5 protein-coding genes are annotated in these 6,408 nt (G+C 70.3%); 1 reads left to right on the forward strand and 4 read right to left on the reverse strand.

Annotated features, from left to right (window positions below; genetic code table 11):
• Window positions 1–48: 48 nt before the first annotated feature.
• Window positions 49–1,917 (forward strand): ABC transporter ATP-binding protein, encoded by a 1,869-nt coding sequence (locus GRF61_RS14310; RefSeq protein WP_169151312.1) that lies wholly within the window; start codon window positions 49–51, stop codon window positions 1,915–1,917.
• A 145-nt stretch (window positions 1,918–2,062) separates the two neighbouring features.
• On the opposite strand, the gene GRF61_RS14315 is transcribed toward GRF61_RS14310, so the two are convergent.
• From GRF61_RS14315 to dbpA, 4 genes are all read right to left on the reverse strand, one after another.
• Window positions 2,063–2,857 carry an ABC transporter ATP-binding protein gene (locus tag GRF61_RS14315; RefSeq protein ID WP_169151313.1) on the reverse strand — a complete coding sequence of 265 codons (795 nt, stop codon included), beginning with the start codon at window positions 2,855–2,857 and terminating at the stop codon, window positions 2,063–2,065.
• Window positions 2,857–3,747 (reverse strand): ABC transporter permease, encoded by an 891-nt coding sequence (locus GRF61_RS14320; RefSeq protein ID WP_169151314.1) that lies wholly within the window; start codon window positions 3,745–3,747, stop codon window positions 2,857–2,859. Before GRF61_RS14320 ends, GRF61_RS14315 begins: the two co-directional genes overlap by 1 nt.
• Window positions 3,748–3,792: 45 nt before the next feature.
• Window positions 3,793–4,785 (reverse strand): ABC transporter substrate-binding protein, encoded by a 993-nt coding sequence (locus GRF61_RS14325; protein WP_169151315.1) that lies wholly within the window; start codon window positions 4,783–4,785, stop codon window positions 3,793–3,795.
• A 219-nt stretch (window positions 4,786–5,004) separates the two neighbouring features.
• On the reverse strand, window positions 5,005–6,408 hold the full coding sequence (gene dbpA, locus GRF61_RS14330; RefSeq protein WP_169151316.1) for an ATP-dependent RNA helicase DbpA: 1,404 nt from the start codon (window positions 6,406–6,408) through the stop codon (window positions 5,005–5,007).

The raw sequence follows: 6,408 nt of genomic DNA on the forward strand, positions 1-6,408 counted from the left end.
GCCCTTTTGAAATCCGCCTGCCGCGCGGCGCTGCCGGAGACTTGCCCCGTGTTTGCCTGGTTCGAAAAGCTGGTCGATCCCTATCCCGATACCCCGCCGGCGACGCCGCCCAAGGGCTTCTTCGCTTTCCTCTGGGCGGGCACCGAGGGTGTGCGCCCCTTCATCGTCGGCATGACCTGCTTCACCGCGGTGGTGGGCGCTTTCGAGGCGCTGCTGTTCGCGGTGCTGGGGCGGCTGGTGGACTGGCTGGCGGCGGTGCCGCCGGCGGAGCTGTGGTCAACCCGCGGCGGCACGCTGATGCTGATAGGCGCGGTGGTGATGGGCAGCGTTGCCCTGGTGGCGCTGCAGACCACGCTGAAGCACCAGACGCTGGCGGGCAATTTTCCGATGCGGCTGCGCTGGAACTTCCACCGCCTGATGCTCGGCCAGAGCATGAGCTTCTACCAGGACGAGTTCGCCGGCCGCGTCGCCGCCAAGGTGATGCAGACCGCGTTGGCGGTGCGCGACACCTGCATGACCATGGGCGACATCCTGGTCTTCGTCATCATCTACTTCGTCACCATGGCGGCGGTGGTGGGCGGCTTCAACGCCTGGCTGCTGCTGCCCTTCCTCGGCTGGCTGGTGCTCTACGTGGCGGCGCTGCGCTGGTTCGTGCCGCGCCTGTCCAAGGTCGGCAGCGCCCAGGCCGATGCCCGCTCGCTGATGACCGGCCGCATCACCGATGCCTACACCAACATCGCCACGGTGAAGCTGTTCTCCCACGCCGGCCGCGAGGCGGCTTACGCGCGCTCGGCGATGCGCGAGTTCATGCGCACGGTGCACGCGCAGATGCGGCTGGTGAGCGGCATCGAGATCGTCAACCACAGCCTGAGCATGGGGCTGATCCTGAGCACCGCCGGCGTCACCCTGTGGCTGTGGACCCAGGGCGAGGTGGGCGTGGGCGCGCTGGCGGCGTCCACCGCGATGGCGCTGCGGCTGAACGGCATGTCGCACTGGGTGATGTGGGAGCTGGCCGGGCTGTTCGAGAACATCGGCACCGTGCAGGACGGCATCAACACCCTGTCGCAGCCGCACACCGTGGTGGACCGCGCCGACGCCCGGCCGCTGCAGGTGCGCCGTGGCGAGGTGCGCTTCGACAAGGTGCGCTTCGATTACGGCGGCGAGAGCGTGCGTCCGGTGGTGGACGAGCTGACGCTGACTATACGCCCCGGCGAAAAGATCGGCCTGGTCGGCCGCTCCGGCGCCGGCAAGTCCACGCTGGTGAACCTGCTGCTGCGCTTCCACGACGTCGGCAGCGGCCGCATCCTGATCGACGGCCAGGACATCGCCAGCGTCACCCAGGAGAGCCTGCGCGAGAAGATCGGCATGGTGACGCAGGACACCTCGCTGCTGCACCGCTCGGTGCGGGACAACATCCTCTACGGCCGGCCGGACGCCACCGAGGCTGACATGGAGGCCGCCGCCCGCCGCGCCGAGGCGCACGACTTCATCCTCGGCCTGGCCGACCCCACCGGCCGGCGGGGCTACGACGCCCACGTCGGCGAGCGCGGCGTGAAGCTCTCCGGCGGCCAGCGCCAGCGCATCGCCATTGCCCGTGTGATGCTGAAGGACGCGCCCATCCTGCTGCTGGACGAGGCCACCAGCGCGCTGGACTCGGAAGTGGAGGCCGCCATCCAGGCCAGCCTGTACCGGCTGATGGAGGGCAAGACGGTGGTCGCCATCGCCCACCGCCTGTCCACCATCGCGGCGATGGACCGGCTGGTGGTGCTGGACCACGGCCGCATCGTCGAGGAGGGCGACCATCGCAGCCTGCTCGCCCGCAACGGCCTCTACGCCCGGCTGTGGGCGCACCAGAGCGGCGGCTTCCTCGGCGAGGAGGCGGAGGATGACGCGGCGGAGACGGCCGAGTCCGTCTGAGTCGTGGGGCGGCAGGAAGTGCCGCCCTGGTGGCGGTGAAGCTGCCCGGCAAGTGCCGCGGGCGGGAGATTCAGCCCTGTCACAGCGCTGAATCTCCCGCCCACATCTTCATTCGCGACGGCCAAGTGCCTCTGCCGGCGAGCCCTCAGCCCAGCAGCAGCGCGTCGTCCGACACCTTCTCGCCGCGGGTGCGTTCGAACATTTCCAGCAGATCGGGCACGTCCAGCCCGGCGCGCTGCTCGCCGGCCACGTCCAGCACCACCTGCCCCCGGTGCAGCATCACCGTGCGGCTGCCGTAGTCCAGCGCCTGGCGCATGCTGTGGGTCACCATCATCGTCGTCAGCTTGTTTTCCTCGACGATGCGGGCGGTGAGTTCCAGCACGAAGGCGGCGGTCTTCGGGTCCAGCGCGGCGGTGTGCTCGTCCAGCAGCAGGATGCGCGAGGGCCGCAGCGAGGCCATCAGCAGGCTCACCGCCTGGCGCTGGCCGCCGGAGAGCAGGCCGATGCGGTCGGTGAGGCGGTTCTCCAGGCCGAGATTGAGGATGGAGAGCTTGTCGCGGAACAGCTCGCGGTCGCCACGGCCGATGGCGAAGCGGAAGCCGCGGCGGCGGCCGCGCGCCATCGCCAGCGCCATGTTCTCCTCGATGCTCAGCGCCTCGCAGGTGCCGGCCATCGGGTCCTGGAACACGCGGGCGACGAGGTCGGCGCGCTGCCAGGCCTGCAGCCGGGTGACGTCGCGGCCGTCTATCTCCACCTTGCCCTGGTCCACCAGCAGGTCGCCGGAGATGGCGTTGAGGAAGGTGGATTTGCCGGCGCCGTTGGAGCCGATCACCGACACGAACTGGCCGGCGGGGATCTCCAGGCTGAGGCCGCGCAGCGCCGGGTTCTCGATCGGCGTGCCGGGGTTGAAGGTGATGCGGAGCTCTTGCGCGCGCAGCATCAGCGGCCTCCGTTGCCGCGCAGGCGGCGCTTGAGGATGGGCAGCACCAGCACCACGGTGACCAGGGTGGCCGCCACCAGGTTGAGGTCCTGCGATTTCAGCCCGATGAGGTCGCTGTTGAGCGCCAGGGCGATGAAGAAGCGGTAGAGGATGGCGCCCAGCACCACCGCCAGCGTCAGCACCACGATGCGGCGGCCGGGCAGGATGCTCTCGCCGATGATGACCGCCGCCAGGCCGATGACGATGGTGCCTATGCCCATGGAGATGTCGGCGCCGCCCTGGCTCTGCGCGAACAACGCGCCGGCCAGCGCCACCAGCGCGTTCGACAGCGCCAGCCCGGCCAGCACCGAGCGCCCGGTGGCCACGCCCTGGGCGCGCGCCATGCGCGGGTTGGCGCCGGTGGCGCGCATCGCCAGGCCGGTCTCGGAGGAGAAGAACCAGTCCAGCGCCAGCTTGGCGGCGATGACGATGAGCAGCAGCACCAGCGGCCGCTCGATGTAGTCCGGCATCATCTCCGGCAGCAGCATGCTGAAGATGGTGGGCTCTGTGATCAGCGGCACGTTGGGCTTGCCCATGATGCGCAGGTTGATGGAGTACAGCGCCGTCATCAGCAGGATGCCGGCCAGCAGATCCATGATGCGCAGGCGCACGTTGAACCAGCCGGTGAGCAGGCCGGCACAGGCGCCGGCGGCGATCGCGGCCAGGGTGGCGAGGAAGGGATCGGTGCCGAAGGCGATCAGCGTGGCGGCAACCGCGCCGCCCAGCGGGAAGCTGCCATCCACCGTGAGATCGGGGAAGTTGAGGATGCGGAAGGAGATCAGCACCCCGAGGGCGACCAGGCTGAAGATCAGGCCGATCTCCAGCGCACCCATGAAGGAATACAGGGTCATGTGGATGGTTGCCGCGGTGCCGGTGGGCCGGCGCCGGCGGCTTTCTTACTGGAGGACGGTGGTGGCGGAGGAGAGGAACTCGGGCGCCAGGGTGACGCCCTGCTTCTTCGCCGCGGCGGCATTCACCACCAGTTCCAGCTTGTCGCTGGAGCTGGACGGGATGGCGCCCGGCTGCTCGCCCTTGAGGATGCGGGCGACCACCTTGCCGGTCTGCCGGCCCAGGTCCAGGTAGTTCACGCCGAGCGCGGCGATGGCGCCGCGCTTGACGCTGTCGGTGTCGGAGGCGATCAACGGAATGCGGGCGTCGTTGGCCACCTTGACCAGCGCCTCGTAGGCGGAGACGACGTTGTTGTCGGTGTTGGTGTAGATCACATCCACCTTGCCGACCAGGCTGCGGGCGGCGGCGCCGACGTCCACGCTGCGCGGTGCCGAGGCCTCCACCAGGGTCATGCCGGCGGCCGGCAGCAGGGTCTTGAACTGGTTCACCACCACCATGGAGTTGGCTTCGCCCGGGTTGTAGACCATGCCGACGCGCTTGGCCTTGGGCACCACCTTCTTGATCAGCTCCACCTGCTTGTCCAGCGCCAGCATGTCGGACACGCCGGTGACGTTGGTGCCGGAGGGCTTCCAGTCCTTCACCAGCTGGGCGGCCACCGGGTCGGTGACGCCGGAATACACCACCGGGATGGACTTGGTGGCGGCCACCACCGCCTGCGCCGACGGCGTTGCGATGGCGACGATGACGTCCGGCTTGTCGCCGATGAACTTGCGCGCGATCTGCGCCGCGGTGCCGGTGTTGCCCTGGGCGCTCTGGTATTCCCACTTCAGGTTCTTGCCGGCCTCGAAGCCTTCGGCCTTCAGGGTTTCCTGCACGCCGTCGCGGATGGCGTCCAGCGCCGGGTGCTCGACGATGGCGGTGACCGCCACCGACTTGTCCGCCGCCAGCGCCGGCGCGGCGGTCGCGGCGGCGAGCAGGAGGGCGAGGGCGTGTTTGCGCCAGCCTTGCGCGGCGGTGTTCTTCGGCGATTTGGTCGTCATCTTGTTGTCCTCCTGATCGCAAGGAGGGGCCAGCTGCGGCCCCGCGTGCCTGTGATGTCGGTGTGTCATGAGTGCGGCTTGGTCGGCCGCCCGCCGGCAAAAGTTCGCGGCAGCCCGCATTTCAGCATCAAACGCCGGGGCTGGGTACTCCTGGTTTGCCGCAGGCGGGGTAGATGGGTGTCATGAGGCGGGGCGGCGCGCGAAACATCCCGCTCCGCCTCAGTCTTCCAGCAGCCGCACCCGGATGCGCTTGCCCTTGATGCGGCCTTCGCCCAGGCGGCGGGCGGCCTGCGCCGCGACGTCAGCCGCCACCGCGACATAGGAGACGGCGTCGGCGAGGTCGATGCGACCGATCTGCTCGCGGCTGCAGCCGGCTTCGCCGGTGAGCGCGCCCAGGATGTCGCCGGCGCGCAGCTTGTCCTTGCGGCCGGCGAGCAGTTGCAGGGTGCGCATGGCGGGTTGCAGCGGGGCGGGGCCGGTGGCTTCGGTGCTCTCCAGCTCGGCCAGCGGGTGCCATTCCAGGGTGAAGCCGTGGGCGGCTGCGAGGGCTTCGACCCGGCGGCGTTCGCGCGGGCCGACCAGGCTGAGCGCCCAGCCGTCCGCGCCACTGCTGCCGCCCCGGCCGGTGCGGCCGATGCGGTGCACGTGTACCGCCGGCTCGGGCGCCACATCCACATTGATCACCGCCTCCAGGCCGGCGATGTCCAGGCCGCGGGCGGCAACGTCGGTGGCCACCAGCACCCGGCTGCTGCCATTGGCGAAGCGCACCAGCACCTGGTCGCGCTCGCGCTGCTCCAGCTCGCCGTGCAGCGCGAGCGCGGCGATGCCGTCGGCTTCCAGCTGGGCGACGAGGTCGCGGCACTGCTGACGGGTGTTGCAGAAGGCCAGCGCGTTCGCCGGCCGGTAGTGCCGCAGCAGGCGGGAGACCGCCGCCAGCCGGCCATCCTCGGCGACTTCGTAGAAGCGCTGGCGGATGCGGCCCTCGGCATGGCCTTCGGCGAGGCGGATCTGCTCCGGCTCGCGCAGGAAGCGGCCGGCCAGCTCGGCGATGCCGGCCGGATAGGTGGCGGAGAACAGCAGGGTCTGGCGGTGGGCGGGGCAGGCGTCGGCGACCGCGGCGATGTCGTCGCGGAAGCCCATGTCCAGCATGCGGTCGGCCTCGTCCAGCACCAGGGTGGAGAGGGCTTCCAGCGCCAGGTTGCCGCGCTGCAGGTGGTCCAGCAGGCGGCCGGGTGTGCCCACCACCACGTGGGCGCCGTGGGCCAGGCTGGCGGCCTGCGGTTTCAGCGTGGCGCCGCCGCACAGGGTGAGCACCTTGATGTTGTCCTCGGCGCGGGCGAGGCGGCGGATTTCCTTCGCCACCTGGTCAGCCAGTTCGCGGGTGGGGCACAGCACCAGGGCCTGGACCCGGTTGTGGGCGAGATTGAGGCGGCCCAGCAGCGGTAGGGCGTAGGCGGCGGTCTTGCCGCTGCCGGTGCGGGCCTGGGCGATGAGGTCGCGGCCGGCGAGGGCGACCGGCAGCGCGGCCGCCTGGATGGGCGTCATCGCCAGGTAGCCCAGGCGCTGCAGGTTGGCTAGCACGGCCGGGGGAAGGCCCAGCGTATCGAAGCCGGGCGGCGGGAT

It is taken from the genome of Azoarcus sp. TTM-91 (assembly GCF_012911025.1).
Taxonomy (GTDB): Bacteria; Pseudomonadota; Gammaproteobacteria; order Burkholderiales; family Rhodocyclaceae; genus Azoarcus.

What these genes read in the sequence shown, in the direction of transcription:
- GRF61_RS14315 (WP_169151313.1), bottom strand. Translation starts at nt 2,857, where the DNA reads ATGCTGCGCGCGCAAGAGCTCCGCATCACCTTCAACCCCGGCACGCCG.
- GRF61_RS14320 (WP_169151314.1), bottom strand. Translation starts at nt 3,747, where the DNA reads ATGACCCTGTATTCCTTCATGGGTGCGCTGGAGATCGGCCTGATCTTC.
- GRF61_RS14325 (WP_169151315.1), bottom strand. Translation starts at nt 4,785, where the DNA reads ATGACGACCAAATCGCCGAAGAACACCGCCGCGCAAGGCTGGCGCAAA.